Origin of the sequence: Acetobacter nitrogenifigens DSM 23921 = NBRC 105050 (assembly GCF_000429165.1) — a bacterium.
Taxonomy (GTDB): domain Bacteria; phylum Pseudomonadota; class Alphaproteobacteria; order Acetobacterales; family Acetobacteraceae; genus Acetobacter; species Acetobacter nitrogenifigens.
The window spans coordinates 221,582-235,867 of record NZ_AUBI01000003.1 but is presented as its reverse complement, the minus strand read 5'-3'; the positions used below and the strand labels follow the sequence as shown (position 1 = coordinate 235,867).

20 protein-coding genes are annotated in these 14,286 nt (G+C 61.5%); all 20 read right to left on the bottom strand.

Translation table 11 applies throughout. The features are described 5' to 3' along the window. Nucleotides 1-6: 6 nt before the first annotated feature. A complete protein-coding gene (gene rpsH, locus G442_RS0105990; protein ID WP_026397261.1) occupies nucleotides 7-405 on the bottom strand; it encodes a 30S ribosomal protein S8 in 399 nt (132 codons plus the stop codon). A 9-nt stretch (nucleotides 406-414) separates the two neighbouring features. Beyond that, a complete protein-coding gene (rpsN, locus tag G442_RS0105985; protein ID WP_026397260.1) occupies nucleotides 415-720 on the bottom strand; it encodes a 30S ribosomal protein S14 in 306 nt (101 codons plus the stop codon). 148 nt (nucleotides 721-868) lie between these two features. Beyond that, complete coding sequence (rplE, locus tag G442_RS0105980; protein ID WP_026397259.1) at nucleotides 869-1,438, bottom strand: 50S ribosomal protein L5; 570 nt, start codon at nucleotides 1,436-1,438, stop codon at nucleotides 869-871. A gap of 10 nt (nucleotides 1,439-1,448) precedes the next feature. Next, nucleotides 1,449-1,769: a 50S ribosomal protein L24 gene (gene rplX / locus G442_RS0105975; protein WP_026397258.1), complete on the bottom strand. Its 321-nt coding sequence runs from the start codon at nucleotides 1,767-1,769 to the stop codon at nucleotides 1,449-1,451. Beyond that, nucleotides 1,769-2,137, bottom strand: coding sequence for a 50S ribosomal protein L14 (gene rplN / locus G442_RS0105970; protein WP_010666045.1), 369 nt, complete (start codon nucleotides 2,135-2,137; stop codon nucleotides 1,769-1,771). Before rplN ends, rplX begins: the two co-directional genes overlap by 1 nt. A 15-nt stretch (nucleotides 2,138-2,152) precedes the next feature. Next, a complete protein-coding gene (gene rpsQ / locus G442_RS0105965; RefSeq protein WP_026397257.1) occupies nucleotides 2,153-2,425 on the bottom strand; it encodes a 30S ribosomal protein S17 in 273 nt (90 codons plus the stop codon). Between the two features lie 11 nt (nucleotides 2,426-2,436). Further along, a complete protein-coding gene (gene rpmC / locus G442_RS0105960) occupies nucleotides 2,437-2,676 on the bottom strand; it encodes a 50S ribosomal protein L29 (protein ID WP_026397256.1) in 240 nt (79 codons plus the stop codon). 1 nt (nucleotide 2,677) lies between these two features. Further along, nucleotides 2,678-3,094, bottom strand: coding sequence for a 50S ribosomal protein L16 (rplP, locus tag G442_RS0105955; protein WP_026397255.1), 417 nt, complete (start codon nucleotides 3,092-3,094; stop codon nucleotides 2,678-2,680). 13 nt (nucleotides 3,095-3,107) lie between these two features. Then, nucleotides 3,108-3,785 carry a 30S ribosomal protein S3 gene (gene rpsC, locus G442_RS0105950; protein WP_026397254.1) on the bottom strand — a complete coding sequence of 226 codons (678 nt, stop codon included), beginning with the start codon at nucleotides 3,783-3,785 and terminating at the stop codon, nucleotides 3,108-3,110. A gap of 1 nt (nucleotide 3,786) precedes the next feature. Further along, nucleotides 3,787-4,194 (bottom strand): 50S ribosomal protein L22, encoded by a 408-nt coding sequence (gene rplV, locus G442_RS0105945; RefSeq protein WP_026397253.1) that lies wholly within the window; start codon nucleotides 4,192-4,194, stop codon nucleotides 3,787-3,789. A 1-nt stretch (nucleotide 4,195) separates the two neighbouring features. Then, the gene (gene rpsS, locus G442_RS0105940; RefSeq protein ID WP_026397252.1) at nucleotides 4,196-4,474 is read right to left on the bottom strand and encodes a 30S ribosomal protein S19; all 279 of its coding nucleotides are present in this window, start codon (nucleotides 4,472-4,474) and stop codon (nucleotides 4,196-4,198) included. Between the two features lie 13 nt (nucleotides 4,475-4,487). Further along, the gene (gene rplB / locus G442_RS0105935; protein WP_026397251.1) at nucleotides 4,488-5,318 is read right to left on the bottom strand and encodes a 50S ribosomal protein L2; all 831 of its coding nucleotides are present in this window, start codon (nucleotides 5,316-5,318) and stop codon (nucleotides 4,488-4,490) included. 16 nt (nucleotides 5,319-5,334) lie between these two features. Further along, nucleotides 5,335-5,631, bottom strand: a complete 297-nt coding sequence (locus tag G442_RS0105930) for a 50S ribosomal protein L23 (protein ID WP_174766886.1) — start codon at nucleotides 5,629-5,631, stop codon at nucleotides 5,335-5,337. Nucleotides 5,632-5,666: 35 nt separating this feature from the next. Beyond that, nucleotides 5,667-6,284: a 50S ribosomal protein L4 gene (gene rplD / locus G442_RS0105925; RefSeq protein ID WP_026397249.1), complete on the bottom strand. Its 618-nt coding sequence runs from the start codon at nucleotides 6,282-6,284 to the stop codon at nucleotides 5,667-5,669. 5 nt (nucleotides 6,285-6,289) lie between these two features. Further along, a complete protein-coding gene (gene rplC / locus G442_RS0105920) occupies nucleotides 6,290-6,973 on the bottom strand; it encodes a 50S ribosomal protein L3 (protein ID WP_026397248.1) in 684 nt (227 codons plus the stop codon). A gap of 10 nt (nucleotides 6,974-6,983) precedes the next feature. Beyond that, nucleotides 6,984-7,292, bottom strand: coding sequence for a 30S ribosomal protein S10 (rpsJ, locus tag G442_RS0105915; RefSeq protein ID WP_007282720.1), 309 nt, complete (start codon nucleotides 7,290-7,292; stop codon nucleotides 6,984-6,986). A gap of 147 nt (nucleotides 7,293-7,439) precedes the next feature. Further along, nucleotides 7,440-8,630, bottom strand: a complete 1,191-nt coding sequence (tuf, locus tag G442_RS0105910; protein ID WP_026397247.1) for an elongation factor Tu — start codon at nucleotides 8,628-8,630, stop codon at nucleotides 7,440-7,442. Between the two features lie 95 nt (nucleotides 8,631-8,725). Next, the gene (rpsG, locus tag G442_RS0105905; protein WP_026397246.1) at nucleotides 8,726-9,202 is read right to left on the bottom strand and encodes a 30S ribosomal protein S7; all 477 of its coding nucleotides are present in this window, start codon (nucleotides 9,200-9,202) and stop codon (nucleotides 8,726-8,728) included. Nucleotides 9,203-9,217: 15 nt separating this feature from the next. Then, nucleotides 9,218-9,589 (bottom strand): 30S ribosomal protein S12, encoded by a 372-nt coding sequence (gene rpsL, locus G442_RS0105900; RefSeq protein WP_003621118.1) that lies wholly within the window; start codon nucleotides 9,587-9,589, stop codon nucleotides 9,218-9,220. A gap of 472 nt (nucleotides 9,590-10,061) precedes the next feature. Next, nucleotides 10,062-14,243, bottom strand: coding sequence for a DNA-directed RNA polymerase subunit beta' (gene rpoC / locus G442_RS0105895; RefSeq protein ID WP_026397245.1), 4,182 nt, complete (start codon nucleotides 14,241-14,243; stop codon nucleotides 10,062-10,064). Nucleotides 14,244-14,286: the final 43 nt, after the last annotated feature.

Genomic DNA, 14,286 nt, shown 5'->3' with positions numbered 1-14,286 from the left:
CCCTCCTCAGAACACGCGGCAGAGAACTTCGCCGCCAACATTGGCGGCGCGAGCCTCTGCATCGGACAGCACGCCGCGCGGCGTCGACAGAATCGACACGCCGAGACCGGCGTAAACGCGCGGCAGTTCCTTGATCTTGGAGTACACGCGGCGACCCGGACGGGACACACGGTGAATCTCCTTAATGACCGGATCGCCATCGGTATATTTCAGCTCGATACGGATTTGGGAGATGCCCTTGCGGACCTCTTCCACCGCGAAACCACGAATATAACCTTCGCGCTTCAGAGCTTCGAGAACGCTGGCGCGCAGCTTCGACGCGGGAGCCACGCACGCGGCGTGACGAGCGCGCTGCGCGTTGCGGATACGGGTGAGCATATCACCCAAAGGATCAGAAAGTGACATAGCCCGCCCTTACCAGCTCGCCTTGACCACGCCAGGAATCTGACCGTTCGACGCCAGATCGCGCAGTGCGATACGGCACAGCTCGAACTTGCGATAGTTGCCGCGCGAACGGCCAGTCAGCTTGCAGCGGAGACGCACGCGAACGCGCGAACCATTACGGGGAAGCTCGGCCAGCTTGAGCGACGCATCGAAGCGATCCTCAACCGGCAAAGAGCGGTCCATCACGATATTTTTCAGAGCCATACGCTTAGCCTTGTCGCGCTGCGCCATACGGGCGCGCTTGGCGTTGCGAGTGACGGCGGAGATCTTGGCCATGCCTGATTCTACCCTCCGGAACCTGCTGGACCATTCCAGCGGTTTTCCAAAAACTTTTTAGTTCTTCATCCTACCGGCGCAGGCCGGAGGACGAAAACGAAAGCCCCGCAGATGCAGTCATCCGCGGAGCATGCTCGCCTCGTGCGTCTTATGCCGCAAACGGCAGATCAAACGCCTTCAGAAGCGCCTTGGCTTCCGCATCCGTCTTCGCAGTCGTTACGAAGATGATGTCCATGCCGCGAACCTGGTCGACCTTGTCGTATTCGATTTCGGGGAACACGATCTGCTCTTTCAAGCCCATCGCAAAATTCCCGCGACCATCGAAGCCCTTGTTCGCCGGCAGTCCACGGAAGTCACGGATGCGCGGCATCGCGATCGTCACCAGACGATCAAGAAACTCGTACATACGTGCGCTACGGAGCGTGACCTTGCAACCGATCGGCAGACCTTCGCGAATCTTGAAACCCGCGATTGCCTTCTTCGCGACGGTCTTTACAGGACGCTGCCCAGCAATAAGCATCATCTCGGCGAGCGCCGTGTCCAGCTTCTTCTGATCGCCAGCAGCTTCGCCAACACCCATATTGAGAACAATTTTCTCAAGGCGGGGAATCTGCATGACGTTCTTGTAGCCAAACTGCTCACGCAGCTTCGCAGCGATTTCGTTCTCGTAACGCGTCCGCATACGCGGGAGCTGGCGAGTATCCGTTGCCTCTGACATGTCTACCCCCTCAGCCCTCGATCACTTCGCCGGTCGCCTTCGCGACGCGAACCTTGCGACCGCCGTCCAGAACGCGGAAGCCGACCTTCGTCGCCTTATCGCTCTTTGGATCGATCAACGCCAGGTTGGACAGGTCAACGGCGGCTTCGCGCGCAATGATCCCGCCTTCCTCACCCATGCGGGTGGCTTTCTTGTGGTGCTTCGCCACAGCAACGCCACGCACGACCGCCTTGTTCTCGGAGGGGATTACGGAGAGAACTTCTCCACGCGTCCCCTTGGAGGAACCGGTCGTCACGACGACAGTGTCGCCCTTTCTGATGCGAGCAGCCATTACAGCACCTCCGGCGCCAGAGAGATGATCTTCATGAACTTGCGCGCACGCAGTTCACGAACGACCGGGCCAAAGATACGCGTGCCAATCGGCTCCTGCTGTTTGTTGATCAGCACGGCCGCGTTCCGGTCGAACCGGATCGCGCTGCCGTCGGCACGACGCACCGGGTAAGACGTACGAACGATGACGGCCTGATGGACGTCACCCTTCTTCACCTTACCACGGGGAATCGCTTCCTTGACGGAAACGACGATCACGTCGCCGACCGAGGCGGACTTCCGCTTGGAGCCGCCCAGCACCTTAATGCACTGCACCTGACGGGCGCCGGAATTGTCGGCGACCTCAAGGTTGGTCTCGGGATGGATCATTGGTCTTTACCCCTCTTACGCAACAGCGCCGGACTGGACTTCGCCAACGGTCTCGCCGTTACGGGAAATCACAGTCCAGGTCTTGCGCTTGGAGATCGGAGCGCATTCTTCAATACGCACCGAATCGCCAATCTTGCACTCGTTGAGTTCATCGTGGGCCGCATACTTCTTCGACCGACGGATGAACTTCTTATAAAGCGGATGCATGACGCGACGATCGACAAGGACGGTGATCGTCTTGTCCATCTTGTCGCTGGTCACGCGCCCGCTCAGGATGCGCTTCGGCATTGCCGGACCCCTTAGGATTTAGCCGCCGGAGCAGTGGCTCCCGCGACAGTCTTCGCCGCGGCCTGCGCCGCGATCGTCTTAATACGGGCGATGTCGCGACGCACTGCACGCGCGCGGCTCACCCCTTCGTTCTGACCGGTCGCCTGCTGAAACCGCAGATTGAATTGCTCGCGCTTCAGATCGAGAAGAAGCGTCTGCAACTCATCAACGGACTTCGCACGCAGATCAGCCGGCTTGAGCGCCTTGCTCATCTCACGCCTCCCCGATGCGGGTCACAAACTTCGTCTTAATCGGCAGCTTCGCCGCGCCGAGAGCCAACGCTTCACGCGCGACTTCCGGCGGAACGCCTTCGATCTCGAACAGGATACGACCCGGTTTCACACGGGCCACCCAGTATTCCGGAGATCCCTTGCCGGAGCCCATACGCACTTCGGCAGGTTTTGTCGAGACCGGGAGGTCCGGAAAAATACGAATCCACACCCGACCGGCACGTTTCATCGCTCGCGTAATGGCGCGACGCGACGCTTCGATCTGCCGAGCAGTGATCCGCTCCGGCTCCAGCGCCTTCAGACCGTAGGCACCGAAGTTCAGCAGAGTGCCGCCTTTGGCGAGACCATGAATGCGGCCCTTATGGGCCTTGCGGAATTTAGTCCGCTTGGGAGAAAGCATTTTCGTCTATCCCTCAGCGCTGCGGCGCCTGCTCGGCGGCGCGACGGTCCTGCGCCAGCGGGTCGTGAGCCAGGATTTCGCCCTTGAAAATCCAGACCTTCACGCCGCAGGTGCCGTACGTCGTCTTCGCCGTCGCGGTCCCGTAATCGATATCGGCGCGAAGCGTGTGCAAAGGCACGCGCCCCTCGCGATACCACTCGATGCGAGCGATTTCAGCGCCGCCAAGACGTCCGGAGCAATTGATCCGGATGCCCTGCGCGCCGAGACGCATCGCCGACTGGACCGCACGCTTCATGGCGCGACGGAAAGCGACGCGACGCTCGAGCTGCTGCGCGATGTTCTCAGCAACCAGTGTCGCATCGATTTCGGGCTTGCGAATCTCGACGATGTTCAGCGCAACGTCGGTCTTCGCCATCTTCGTCAGCTCCTTGCGGAGCGCGTCGATGTCCTGACCCTTCTTACCGATGACCACGCCGGGACGCGCAGCGTAAATCGTAACGCGCGGCTTCTTCGCCGGGCGCTCGATCACGACGCGAGACACGCCTGCGCCAGCCAGCTTGCGACGCAGGAAAGCGCGCAGCTTCAGATCGTCATGCAGCAGCCGGGAATAGTCCGCATCGGCGTACCAGCGGCTGTCCCAGGTGCGGTTGATGCCGAGCCGGAGCCCGACCGGATTGACCTTATGTCCCATCTCAGGCCGCCTTCTCTTCCTTGGTGATCTCGGGCTCGGGCGCACGCTCGGCCACGACGATCGTCAGGTGGCTGAAGAACTTCTCGATACGCGCCGAACGACCACGACCGCGGGCGTGGAAACGCCGCATGACGATCGACTTGCCGACGTCGGCGGTCTTGACCACCAACTGATCGACGTCGAGCTGATGGTTGTTCTCCGCGTTTGCAATCGCGCTCTCCAAGGTCTTCTTGACCTGCTGGGCGATGCGACGCTTCGAGAAGGTCAGGGTCGCGACAGCCTGCGAGGCAGGCTTGTTGCGAATGAGACCAGCGACGAGATTGAGCTTGCGCGGGCTGACGCGGATGTTCCGCGTAATCGCCTGCGCTTCGGTCTCGCTCAGTCGACGAGGTTGCTTTGACTTGCTCATCTCAGCCCCTCTTCGACTTCTTGTCCGCGCCATGCCCATGGAACGTACGGGTCGGAGAGAATTCGCCGAACTTGTGTCCGACCATGTTCTCCGTCACCTGCACGGGCAGGAACTTGTGACCATTATAAACACCGAAGGTCAGCCCCACGAACTGCGGCAGGATCGTGGAACGACGCGACCAGATCTTGATCACTTCGTTACGACCGGACGCGCGCGATGCGTCGGCTTTATTCAGTAGATACCCGTCCACGAACGGGCCTTTCCAGACGGAACGTGCCATCTCTTATTGCCCCTTACTTGCCGGTCTTCCGGCGACGGATGATCAGACTGTCCGTACGCTTGTTGACCCTGGTCTTGTAACCCTTCGTCGGCTTGCCCCACGGCGTAACCGGATGACGACCGCCCGAAGTGCGGCCTTCGCCACCACCATGCGGGTGATCGACCGGGTTCATAACGACGCCACGGTTGTGCGGACGACGTCCCAGCCAGCGAGCGCGACCCGCCTTACCAATGTGCTGGTTCATGTTGTCCGGATTGGACACGGCGCCGACCGTCGCCAGACATTCGCCACGTACGACGCGGAGTTCGCCTGACTGCAGCTTGATCTGCGCATAGCCGGCGTCCTTGCCGACCAGCTGCGCATACGTGCCCGCAGCGCGAGCCAGCTTGCCACCGGCGCCCTGCTTCAGCTCGATGTTGTGCACGATGGTGCCGACCGGAATGGCCGACAGCGGCATCGCGTTGCCCGGCTTGATGTCCACGCGCGCGCCGGCGACGATCTGATCGCCAACCTTCAGGCGCTGAGGAGCCAGAATATACGCCAGCTCGCCATCTTCGTACTTGATCAGTGCGATGAACGCGGTGCGGTTCGGGTCATATTCCAGACGCTCTACCGTGCCGACAACGTCGAACTTGCGACGCTTGAAGTCGACGAAACGATAAGACTGCTTGTGTCCACCGCCACGGAAGAAAGACGTCGTACGGCCGTGGTTGTTACGCCCGCCCGATTTGTTCTTGCCTTCGGTCAGCTGCTTGACCGGCTTGCCCTTCCAAAGGTCGGACCGGTCAATCAGAACCGTGCCACGAAGGCTCGGCGTGACGGGACTAAAGTGCTTCAGTGCCATGTGTCGATACCCCGCGTCACGCCAGCTTCGCGGTCAGGTCGATGGACTGACCTTCCGCGAGCTGCACGAACGCCTTCTTGATGTCGGAGCGCTGTCCGGGGCGACCCTTGAAGCGCTTCGCCTTACCTTTCTGGACCAGCGTGTTCACGCCCAGAACCTTCACGCCGAACAGACCTTCGACAGCCGCCTTGATTTCCGGCTTCGTCGCTGACAGCGCGACCTTGAAGACCATCTGGTTCTTCTCGGACAGCGCCGTCGCCTTCTCCGTGATCAACGGAGCCCGGACGATGTCGAACATCGCCTCCTTGGACATCCGCTCCGCTTTCTTGCGGATCGCAAGCACGTTGGTCATGCCAGGCGCTCCTTCAGGCCCTCAACGCCGGCGCGGGTGATCGCCAGGACGTCGTGGTTGAGAATGTCATAGACGTTCGCGCCGATGGTCGGCAGGACGTCGATCTTCGGCAGGTTGCGCGCAGCACGACCAAACGCCTCGTTGATCGACGCGCCATCCACAATGAGCGCCGACGACCAACCGAGAACCTTCAGCTTCGCAGCCAGTTCGGCCGTCTTGCTGACGCCATCCGTCGAGTCGAGAACGATCAGCTTGCCGTCCTTCGCCTTCTGCGACAGAGCGGAGATCAGACCGAGGCGGCGAACCTTCTTCGGCAGATCATAGCCGTGATCGCGCACGACCGGACCATGAACGGCGCCACCGGTGCGGAACTGCGGCGCACGAAGCGAACCCTGACGAGCCGAGCCGGTGCCCTTCTGCTTGTAGGGCTTCTTGGTCGTGCCGGAGACTTCGCCCATGCCCTTCACCTTGTGGGTGCCGGCGCGGCGCTTGGCCAGCTGCCAGTGAACCACGCGCGCCATAATGTCGGCGCGGGGAGCGGTTGCGAAAATCTCGTCCGGCAGGGTCGCTGTGCCAGCGTTGCCGTTATCGAGCGTCTTGATGTCGAGTTCCATGGTCCTCAGCCCTCCGCCGTCGCGAGGGCTGCCGGATACGGCGCCTCGGCATGACGGGCCTTCTTGATCGCGTCGCGGACCATGACCAGTCCGTTCTTGGCGCCCGGGATCGAACCACGAATCATCAGCAGGTTCTTTTCCGGATCGACCGCCGCCACTTCAAGGTTCAACGTCGTAATGCGCTCGTCACCGAGGTGACCGGCCATCTTCTTGTTCTTGAAGGTCTTGCCGGGATCCTGACGGTTACCGGTAGAACCATGAGAACGGTGAGACACGGACACGCCGTGCGTGGCTTCAAGGCCGCGGAAGTTCCAGCGCTTCATGGCGCCGGCGAAGCCCTTGCCCTTGCTGGTGCCGGTCACGTCAACCTTCTGTCCCACCACAAAATGGGAAGCGAGGATGCGTGCGCCTGACTCAAGCACGGCGTCAGCGTCGACGCGGAATTCGCGTACGACCTTCTTGGGCTCGACCTTCACGCGGGCATAATGGCCGCGGTTCGGCTGCGAGACGTTCTTTACCTTGGCGTTGCCGAGGCCGAGCTGCACGGCGGTGTACCCGTCGCGCTCGATCGTCTTCGACTCAACCACCTGCAACTCATCGAGGTGCAGGACAGTGACCGGGACATGTGTCCCGTCTTCCTTGAATAGCCGGGTCATACCCAGCTTTCTTGCGATCAATCCGGTGCGCATCGTCTGGACCTTAGAGTTTGATCTCGACATCAACGCCAGCGGCGAGGTCGAGCTTCATGAGGGCGTCCACGGTCTGCGGGGTCGGCTCGACAATGTCGAGCAGCCGGCGATGAGTCCGAATCTCGAACTGCTCGCGGCTTTTCTTGTCCACGTGGGGTGAGCGGTTCACAGTGAACCGTTCGATATGCGTCGGCAGCGGGATAGGACCCCGAACCCGCGCACCCGTACGCTTCGCCGTGTTGACGATTTCCTTCGTGCTGTTGTCCAGCACGCGATGATCGTACGCCTTTAGGCGAATGCGGATGTTCTGGTTGTCCATCGTCTTGTTCAGTCCAACTTTCTCGTCCGGCCCAGGTAAGCACCGGCCGGGGTCTGCCCGTAAATTTCCCGCCGCCAAGTAAGACCCCGGCCGGATCACTCCGACCGGGGCCACTCAGTTCAGGGCCCGTTGGGGCGCCCGCCCCGATTACTCGGTGATGGAGGCCACCACGCCAGCGCCGACGGTGCGGCCGCCTTCGCGGATCGCGAAGCGCAGGCCCTCGTCCATGGCGATCGGAGCGATCAGCTCGACATCCATGGCGATGTTGTCGCCCGGCATCACCATCTCGGTGCCTTCCGGCAGCTGCACAACACCTGTGACGTCCGTCGTCCGGAAGTAGAACTGCGGACGGTAGTTGGTGAAGAACGGCGTGTGACGGCCGCCCTCTTCCTTCGTCAGGATGTAGGCCTCAGCCTTGAACTTCTTGTGCGGGGTGATCGAGCCCGGCTTCGCCAGAACCTGACCACGCTCCACGTCTTCACGCTTCGTGCCACGCAGCAGCGCGCCGATGTTGTCGCCGGCCTCTCCGCGATCAAGCAGCTTGCGGAACATCTCAACGCCGGTGACGGTCGTCTTCACGGTGGCCTTCAGGCCAACGATCTCAACTTCGTCGCCGGTGTTGACGACGCCACGCTCGACGCGGCCGGTGACGACGGTGCCACGACCCGAGATCGAGAACACGTCTTCGATCGGCATCAGGAACGGACGGTCGATCGGACGCTCCGGCTGCGGGATGTAGGCGTCGACCTGGGTCATCAACTCGAGAACGCGGTCTTCACCGATCGTCGCGTCGCCATCTTCCAGGGTGACCAGAGCCGAACCCTTGACGATGGGGATATCGTCGCCAGGGAACTGGTAGGACGAGAGAAGCTCACGCACTTCCATCTCGACCAGCTCGAGCAGCTCCGGATCGTCAACCTGATCGACTTTGTTCAGGAACACGACCAGCGCCGGCACGCCGACCTGACGGGCGAGCAGGATGTGCTCACGAGTCTGCGGCATCGGGCCGTCAGCTGCGGACACGACCAGGATCGCGCCGTCCATCTGCGCAGCGCCGGTGATCATGTTCTTCACGTAGTCGGCGTGGCCGGGGCAGTCGACGTGAGCGTAGTGACGCGCTGCGGTCTCGTACTCGACGTGCGCCGTCGAGATCGTGATGCCGCGAGCGCGCTCTTCCGGCGCTGCGTCGATCTGGTCATACGCCTTGAAGACGGCGCCGCCGGTCTTCGCCAGCGTCTTGGTGATAGCCGCAGTCAGCGAGGTCTTGCCGTGGTCGACGTGACCGATCGTGCCGATATTGCAGTGCGGCTTGTTACGCTCGAATTTAGCCTTTGCCATCGTCTCTCTCCGTTACCCGCAAATCTGCGGGATGCGGTTGTTTACTCTGTAGTCCGGCGCCACGACCAGCGGCGCGAGGAAGGAAAAACCGTCAGTTACCAGCGATAGTGACTGAAGGCCTTATTCGCTTCCGCCATGCGGTGCGTGTCTTCCCGCTTCTTCACTGCGGCGCCGCGATTGTTCACAGCATCAAGCAGTTCGTTGGACAAGCGGTCCTGCATCGTGTTTTCGCCGCGCTTGCGCGAAGCGTCGATCAGCCAGCGGATCGCCAGCGCCTGGCGGCGCTCGGCCCGGACTTCGACCGGAACCTGATACGTTGCACCGCCAACGCGGCGCGAACGGACCTCAACGGCCGGCTTCACGTTGTCCAGAGCGCTGTGGAACATGACCACAGGGTCGGCCGACGCGCCGCCGCGACGACGCATCGTCTCGAGCGCGCCGTAGACGATGCCTTCGGCGGTGGATTTCTTTCCATCGTACATCAGCGCATTCATGAAACGCGTGATCACGATGTCTCCGAACTTCGGATCGGGAAGGATCTCGCGCTTTACAGCGCGGTGACGGCGACTCATGCCTCGATATTCCTCTTACTTCGGACGCTTCGCGCCGTACAGCGAACGGCGTTGACGACGCTTTGCGATGCCCTGCGTATCGAGCACGCCGCGCAGGATGTGGTAGCGCACGCCCGGAAGATCCTTCACGCGGCCGCCGCGGATAAGGACGACGCTATGCTCCTGAAGGTTGTGACCCTCACCCGGAATGTAGCTCACCACCTCGTAGCCGTTCGTCAGACGCACCTTGGCGACCTTACGCAGCGCCGAGTTCGGCTTCTTCGGAGTGGTCGTATAGACGCGAGTGCAGACACCGCGCTTCTGAGGGCAACCCTGGAGGGCCGGCACCTTGTTGCGCTTGGCCGCGGGCTCGCGCCCCTTGGCGATCAGCTGGTTGATGGTCGGCATGCGCCCTTCCCGATCCTTACACAGTTCGGCCGGCCAACCTTCCTTCCGGTTGCCGACTGTCATTCAAAACGAACTCCTTCGGACGCGAACGCCCGAGGAGCCTATGTTTGCATCCGGCCTTGGCCCACCCCAATCGGGACGTGCGGCACCACATGCTTGCTCTGCTACATTCAGCAACCACGCCCGAAAAGCATTCGGAATACGGGGAGCCGAGGGCGCGGAAGCTACGGTCGCTGGCGACGTGAGTCAAGCAGAGTCACGCGATTCGCGGCCGATTTCCCTGTTGCGAAACTCTGACATGCGCCCTGAAGAAAGGGGCCGTTCGGTCGTAACGCAACGAACTGCCGCGCTCTTACCGTTAATGAGCGTCCTTCGCCAGTAAAATCGGCAGTGAATGGCGGAAAAATAGACTTTTAATGAAAAAGGCCGGGGACAAGCCCCGGCCTTCTCCAGTTACAAGAGGGACGGCAGCTTATTCCGCCGCTTCCGTGCCCTGCCCGAGGCGTTGACGGTCCTGACGGGCCGCAACGGCGCGTAGCTTGTTCATCACGCTGCCCGTGCCCGCCGGGATCAGGCGACCCACAATCACGTTCTCCTTGAGGCCGTTCAGCGAATCGACCTTGCCGGCCGTGGCCGCTTCGGTCAGCACGCGAGTCGTCTCCTGGAAGGACGCTGCGGAGATGAACGACTGCGTCTGCAGCGACGCCTTCGTGATGCCCTGCAACACCGGCATCGCCAACGCCGGACGATCGCCCTCGTTGAGACGTTTGGTGTTCTCCGTCTCGAACTCGATTCGGTCCACAGTCTCGCCGATCAGATAGGTCGTGTCGCCGGGTTCGAGAATCTCGACCTTCTGCAGCATCTGGCGAACGATCACCTCGATGTGCTTGTCGTTGATCTTCACGCCCTGCAGTCGGTACACGTCCTGAATCTCGTTTACGAGATAGTCGGACAGCGCCTCGACGCCCATGACCTTCAGAATGTCGTGAGGCACGCGCGGACCGTCAACCAGCGGATCGCCCTTCTGAACGAAGTCGCCCTCCTGCACGGATACGTGCTTGCCCTTCGGCACCAAGTAATCGGTCTCTTCACCGGTCTCATCGTTTTTCACGATGATGCGGCGCTTCGACTTGTAGTCCTTGCCGAATTCAACCCGACCTTCGTTTTCAGCGATGATCGCGTGATCCTTTGGACGACGGGCCTCGAACAGTTCGGCCACGCGCGGCAGACCACCGGTAATGTCGCGCGTCTTCGAACCTTCGCGCGGGATACGCGCCAGCACATCGCCTGCATGGACCGTCGCGCCGTTTTCAACCGAGAGCAGCGAGTCCGGCGACAGGAAGTAGCGAGCGTCATTGCCGTTATCGAGCTTGATGACCTCGTTGTTCGAGTCCTTGAGCTGCAGGCGCGGCCGCAGATCAACGCCCTTGGACGCCTGCTTGTAGTCGACCACCACCTTGGACGTCAGGCCGGTCACCTCGTCCATGCGCTCGACGAGCGTGATGGAGTCGATCAGGTCGAGATACTCAACCTTACCAGCCTTCTCGGTGATGATCGGCAGGGTGTAGGGGTCCCACTCCGCCATTTTCTGGTTACGCGTCACCGCCTGCCCGTCGTCGATCAGCAACCGGGCGCCGTAAGGCACACGGTACCGCGCGCGCTCAGCTCCGGTGTCGTCCGTCAGAAGGATTTCGCAGTTACGCGACATGACGATCGGCACGTTCTGGCTGTTATGAACGACGTTGCGGTTGCGGATGATCACCTTGCCGTCACGCGACGCCTCGACCATCGACTGTTCCGCGCCACGCTGCGCGGCGCCGCCGATGTGGAAGGTGCGCATCGTCAGCTGCGTGCCGGGCTCGCCGATGGACTGCGCCGCGATAACACCGACAGCCTCACCAATATTGACTGGCGTGCCGCGAGCCAGATCGCGGCCATAGCAGTGGCCACAGACGCCGACGCGGCTATCGCAGGTCAGAACCGAGCGAATCTGCACCGTCTCGACGCCCGCCTTCTCGATCGCCTCGGCGTCCGCCTCGTCAACGAGATGGTTGCGGTTGAACACCAGCTCGCCCGTCGCCGGGTTAACCACATCCGCCGCAAGCGTACGCCCAAGGATACGTTCGGAAAGCGAGGAGACGACTTCACCGCCATCCATCACCGCGCGCACAGTCAGCCCGCGCTCGGTGCCGCAATCGTTCTCGACGATGATGCAGTCCTGCGCCACGTCGACCAGACGACGCGTCAGGTATCCCGAGTTCGCGGTCTTCAGAGCCGTGTCCGCGAGGCCCTTACGGGCGCCGTGAGTAGACGTGAAGTAATCGAGAACCGAGAGGCCTTCCTTGAAGTTCGCGATGATCGGCTGCTCGATGATCTCGCCCGAAGGCTTGGCCATCAGACCGCGCATCCCCGCGAGCTGCTTCATCTGGGCCGGCGACCCACGGGCGCCGGAATGGCTCATCATCCACACCGAGTTGATCGGCTTGCCGATCTCGGCCCTGGAGATCTCCTTCGTCATCGCGGCCTGCACTTCGTCCGTGCAGCGCGACCACGCGTCGACCACCTTGTTGTAACGCTCGCCAGCCGTGATCAGACCGTCCTGATACTGCTGCTCGAACTCCTTCACCTCAGCGGCGGTGCGATCGACCAGCTCCTTCTTCTCGGCCGGGATGATCATGTCATCCTTGCCGAAGGAAATGCCGGCCTTCGCCGCGTGACGGAACCCGAGAGCCATCATCCGGTCGCAGAAAATCACCGCTTCTTTCTGACCGCAGTGACGATAAACCGCGTCGATCACGTCCGACACGTTCTTCTTCGTCAGCTGCTTGTTGATCAGCGAGAACGGAATCATCACGTTCTTCGGCAGGATCTGCGCAATCAGCATGCGGCCCGGCGTCGTAACGACGTTCTGGGTCACAGGCTTGCCGTCCACGTCGACCGTCTCGAACCGCGTGCGGATCTTGTCGTGCAGCTTTAGCGCGCCGGCCGTCAGGGCGTATTCGACCTCGCCGACCTCGCCGAACGCGGACGCGCCCTGCTTCGTCAGCTTGCCGGTCGTCGGATCGTACTCGCTGCGATCCGGGGTCGCCGCGAATTCCGGCGTCTCCAGGCTGAGATAGTACAGGCCCAGCACGATGTCCTGCGACGGCACGATAATCGGCTTGCCGTTCGCGGGGCTGAGGATGTTGTTGGTCGACATCATCAGCACGCGTGCTTCGAGCTGCGCTTCCAGCGACAGTGGCACGTGAACGGCCATCTGGTCGCCATCGAAATCCGCGTTGAAGGCGGTGCAGACCAGCGGATGAAGCTGGATCGCCTTGCCCTCGACGAGGATCGGCTCGAACGCCTGGATGCCCAGACGATGCAGCGTCGGCGCACGGTTCAGCATGACCGGATGCTCGCGGATAACCTCTTCAAGGATATCCCAGACTTCCGGACGCTCTTTCTCCACCATCCGCTTCGCGGCCTTGATGGTCGTCGCGTGGCCGTATTTCTCGAGCTTCGAATAGATGAACGGCTTGAACAGCTCGAGGGCCATCTTCTTCGGCAGGCCGCACTGGTGCAGCTTCAGCTCAGGACCGACCACGATGACCGAACGGCCAGAGTAGTCGACGCGCTTGCCGAGAAGGTTCTGACGGAAGCGGCCCTGCTTGCCCTTCAGCATGTCGGACAGCGACTTCAGCGGGCGCTTGTTGGCGCCCGTGATGGCGCGGCCGCGGCGACCGTTGTCGAACAGCGCGTCAACGGCTTCCTGCAGCATGCGCTTTTCGTTGCGGACGATGATGTCCGGCGCACGCAGCTCCATGAGCCGCTTCAGACGGTTGTTACGGTTGATGACGCGGCGATACAGGTCGTTCAGGTCGGACGTCGCAAAACGACCGCCGTCGAGCGGAACCAGCGGACGCAGTTCCGGCGGGATGACCGGCACGAGGTCCAGGATCATCCACTCCGGCTTGCAGCCGCTCTCCGAGAACGCCTCGATCAGCTTCAGGCGCTTGACCAGCTTCTTGCGCTTCGCCTCGGAGGTAGTCTCCTTAAGATCCTGACGTAGCTTTACCTTCTCGGCGTCGCAATCGATGCGCTCAAGGACCTTCTTGATCGCTTCCGCGCCGATGCCAATCTCGATGCCGTCTTCCGCGTGCTCGTCGAGCACGTCGAGATACTGGTCCTCGCTCAGCAGGCTGTACTGCTTGAGCGGCGACGTGCCGGGCTCAAGAACGACGTAGTTTTCGAAATACAGGATCTTCTCCAGATCCTTCAGCGTCAGATCGACCATCAGGCCGATGCGGCTCGGCAGCGACTTCAGGAACCAGATATGAGCGACGGGGCTTGCGAGCTGGATGTGGCCCATGCGCTCGCGGCGCACCTTCGCAAGCGTGACTTCAACACCGCACTTTTCGCAGATGATGCCGCGGAACTTCATACGCTTGTACTTGCCGCACAGGCACTCGTAGTCCTTGATCGGGCCAAAGATGCGCGCGCAGAACAGACCGTCGCGCTCCGGCTTGAACGTCCGATAATTGATCGTCTCGGGCTTCTTGATCTCGCCGTACGACCAGGACCGAATCTGCTCGCTAGACGCGAGCTGAATCTTGATCTGATCGAATGTGGCGGCCTGGCCGGTCTGGCCAAGGATCTTCATGAGTTCATTCATGCGCCGAAAACCTCCAGGACGGGAAAAGCGCGGGGGAAACCCG

Excerpts from the sequence above, each read along its gene's own strand:
- rplE (WP_026397259.1), bottom strand. The coding sequence starts at position 1,438 with ATGTCAGAGGCAACGGATACTCGCCAGCTCCCGCGTATGCGGACGCGT.
- tuf (WP_026397247.1), bottom strand. The coding sequence starts at position 8,630 with ATGGCAAAGGCTAAATTCGAGCGTAACAAGCCGCACTGCAATATCGGC.
- rpsH (WP_026397261.1), bottom strand. The coding sequence starts at position 405 with ATGTCACTTTCTGATCCTTTGGGTGATATGCTCACCCGTATCCGCAAC.
- G442_RS0105930 (WP_174766886.1), bottom strand. The coding sequence starts at position 5,631 with ATGTCCAAGGAGGCGATGTTCGACATCGTCCGGGCTCCGTTGATCACG.
- rplX (WP_026397258.1), bottom strand. The coding sequence starts at position 1,769 with ATGGCTGCTCGCATCAGAAAGGGCGACACTGTCGTCGTGACGACCGGT.
- rpoC (WP_026397245.1), bottom strand. The coding sequence starts at position 14,243 with ATGAATGAACTCATGAAGATCCTTGGCCAGACCGGCCAGGCCGCCACA.
- rplV (WP_026397253.1), bottom strand. The coding sequence starts at position 4,194 with ATGAGCAAGTCAAAGCAACCTCGTCGACTGAGCGAGACCGAAGCGCAG.
- rplC (WP_026397248.1), bottom strand. The coding sequence starts at position 6,973 with ATGCGCACCGGATTGATCGCAAGAAAGCTGGGTATGACCCGGCTATTC.
- rpsQ (WP_026397257.1), bottom strand. The coding sequence starts at position 2,425 with ATGCCGAAGCGCATCCTGAGCGGGCGCGTGACCAGCGACAAGATGGAC.
- rpsG (WP_026397246.1), bottom strand. The coding sequence starts at position 9,202 with ATGAGTCGCCGTCACCGCGCTGTAAAGCGCGAGATCCTTCCCGATCCG.
- rplP (WP_026397255.1), bottom strand. The coding sequence starts at position 3,094 with ATGCTTTCTCCCAAGCGGACTAAATTCCGCAAGGCCCATAAGGGCCGC.
- rplD (WP_026397249.1), bottom strand. The coding sequence starts at position 6,284 with ATGGAACTCGACATCAAGACGCTCGATAACGGCAACGCTGGCACAGCG.
- rpsN (WP_026397260.1), bottom strand. The coding sequence starts at position 720 with ATGGCCAAGATCTCCGCCGTCACTCGCAACGCCAAGCGCGCCCGTATG.
- rpsJ (WP_007282720.1), bottom strand. The coding sequence starts at position 7,292 with ATGGACAACCAGAACATCCGCATTCGCCTAAAGGCGTACGATCATCGC.
- rpmC (WP_026397256.1), bottom strand. The coding sequence starts at position 2,676 with ATGAGCAAGGCGCTCAAGCCGGCTGATCTGCGTGCGAAGTCCGTTGAT.
- rpsL (WP_003621118.1), bottom strand. The coding sequence starts at position 9,589 with ATGCCGACCATCAACCAGCTGATCGCCAAGGGGCGCGAGCCCGCGGCC.
- rplN (WP_010666045.1), bottom strand. The coding sequence starts at position 2,137 with ATGATCCATCCCGAGACCAACCTTGAGGTCGCCGACAATTCCGGCGCC.
- rpsS (WP_026397252.1), bottom strand. The coding sequence starts at position 4,474 with ATGGCACGTTCCGTCTGGAAAGGCCCGTTCGTGGACGGGTATCTACTG.
- rplB (WP_026397251.1), bottom strand. The coding sequence starts at position 5,318 with ATGGCACTGAAGCACTTTAGTCCCGTCACGCCGAGCCTTCGTGGCACG.
- rpsC (WP_026397254.1), bottom strand. The coding sequence starts at position 3,785 with ATGGGACATAAGGTCAATCCGGTCGGGCTCCGGCTCGGCATCAACCGC.